The organism is Bradyrhizobium sp. MI1.7 (assembly GCF_055811795.1).
In genome coordinates this window covers 1-1,982 of record NZ_JBVVPO010000186.1, presented here as the reverse complement: position 1 = coordinate 1,982, position 1,982 = coordinate 1, and the positions used below count along the sequence as shown (strand labels likewise).

At 64.4% G+C, this 1,982-nt stretch carries 1 protein-coding gene; it reads right to left on the bottom strand.

The window, feature by feature from the left end; all coding sequences use genetic code 11:
* Window positions 1-65: 65 nt before the first annotated feature.
* Window positions 66-1,907 (bottom strand): type I secretion system permease/ATPase, encoded by a 1,842-nt coding sequence (locus AC0L3X_RS46970; protein ID WP_063984335.1) that lies wholly within the window; start codon window positions 1,905-1,907, stop codon window positions 66-68.
* Between the last annotated feature and the right edge of the window lie 75 nt (window positions 1,908-1,982).

Sequence of the window (1,982 nt, the reverse complement as noted above, 5' to 3'; positions counted from 1 at the left end):
CTGCTTCAAAAGCTCCGCCAGTTCGTCGTGAAGAGCGTCCGGTCCCCGCCGCAATAGATTATCCATTATTGCCTCGTCGCGTGCGCCTGACGCACTTGATTTGAAAGCTGTGCCGGACGGTGAGCGCCATCGGTTCGATGGTTGCCGTCAGCATGGTGATGACGATCGGCGCGATGATGTTCGGCGGGCTCGCGCACGTCGCGCCGCATCGGCGCAACCGTCTTGCCGAGCAGTGCAGGCAGCATTTCCTCGCGCGTGCCGATTTGCCCAAGCCGTCCCTCGTGCATGAACACGATCTTGTCGACCGCAGCGAGCAGGTTCGGGCGGTGATTGATGATCACGATGGTCACCTTGCTCTGCCTCAGCCGCTGGATCGCATCGGCGAGCGCGCGATCGCCGTCGCCATCGAGATTTGCGTTCGGCTCGTCGAGCACCACCAGCACCGGCTTGCCGAACAGTGCGCGCGCGAGCCCGATGCGCTGCCGCTGACCGCCCGAAAGACCTGCGCCGTTATCCCCGATGACGGTGTCATAGCCCTTGGGAAGACGCTGGATCATCATGTGCGCCGACGCCAGCTGCGCTGCCTCGACGACCGCCTCGTCGGAGGCGTCGTCGCGGAAACGTGCAATGTTGTCACGCACGGTACCGGCGAACAGTTCGACGTCCTGCGGAAGGTAGCCGAGGTTCTGTCCAAGGAAATTGGGATCGAAATGCCTGACGTCGTTGCCGTCGATGCGCACGCAGCCGTGCACCAGCGGCCAGGCGCCGACCAGGGCCCGCGCCAACGACGATTTTCCGGAGCCGGACTGGCCGACCACGGCGACGACTTCGCCAGGGGCCAGCCGGAACGAGACGTCGGCGATGGCCGGCAGTTGCGATCCGGGGACGAGCACCGTCGCCGCCTCGACGGAGATTTCGCCGACCAGGGCCGGCAGCCGTGTCGGCTGTCGCTCAGTCGCGCGGTTCGCAAGCGCGCGATCCAGCCGGGCATATGATGTGCGCGCGGCAACCAGCGCCTTCCATTGCGACACTGCAGCCTCGACGGGCGCGAGCGCGCGTCCCATGATCAGCGAAGCCGCGAACAGAACGCCCCCGGAAATCTCCTGCTGGATCGCGAGATACGCGCCCACTCCCATGATGGCGACCTGAATCGCCATGCGCAGGAATTTGGAGATGGCGAGCAAGGTCCCGCCCCGCTCTCCGGCCGTAGCGCTTTCCAGCAACGCCTGACCATGAGTTACCGCCCAGGCGGCGCGGACCGCGGGTCCCATTCCAAGCGCGCGGATCGCTTCTGCGTTGCGCAGCGAGGACGTCAACCGGTCCAGTGCGTGAAGGTTCTTCGATGCGGCCGCATTCAGCGGCGCCTTCGTAACCCGCTCGTTAAGGAAGGCGAGCGTCAGGATGATGATCGCGCCGATCAGGGCGACCAGGCCGATCAGCGGATGGAGCAGGAAACACATCGCGAGGAAGATCGGCGTCCACGGCACATCCATCAGCGACGTGATGACGCCCCCCGACAGCACCTCGCGCAAGGTGTCGACATCGCGCAGCAGCTGAACATGATGCGAGCTGCTCGTGCTCAGCGCCTGCCCGAGCGCGGTTTCGAACGTCTCGCCCGAGACGAACCGGTCGAAGCGCAATCCGGTCTGCACGAGAACCCGGCTGCGAAAATGCTCGAGCGTCGCGTAGCTGATGAAGAGCACGAGCGCGATGAGCGAGAGCAGCAGCAGCGTCATCCCGTTTCGGCTCGTGAGCACCCGATCGTAGATCTGCATGGTGTAGATCGGCGACACGAACACCAGCAGATTGATGAAGATGGATAGTCCACCCGCCGCGAGCAGGCCGGGACGTATCCGACGGAAGACATCCGCGAGCGCAGACTGTTTTGCCGAAGCGTGCATGTGCATATCCGGGCCGCCCTTGGCCGGGCGGCGGTAAACGGTTGAAAAATTGCATGCGATCGAGCGTCAAGACGCCCGCAT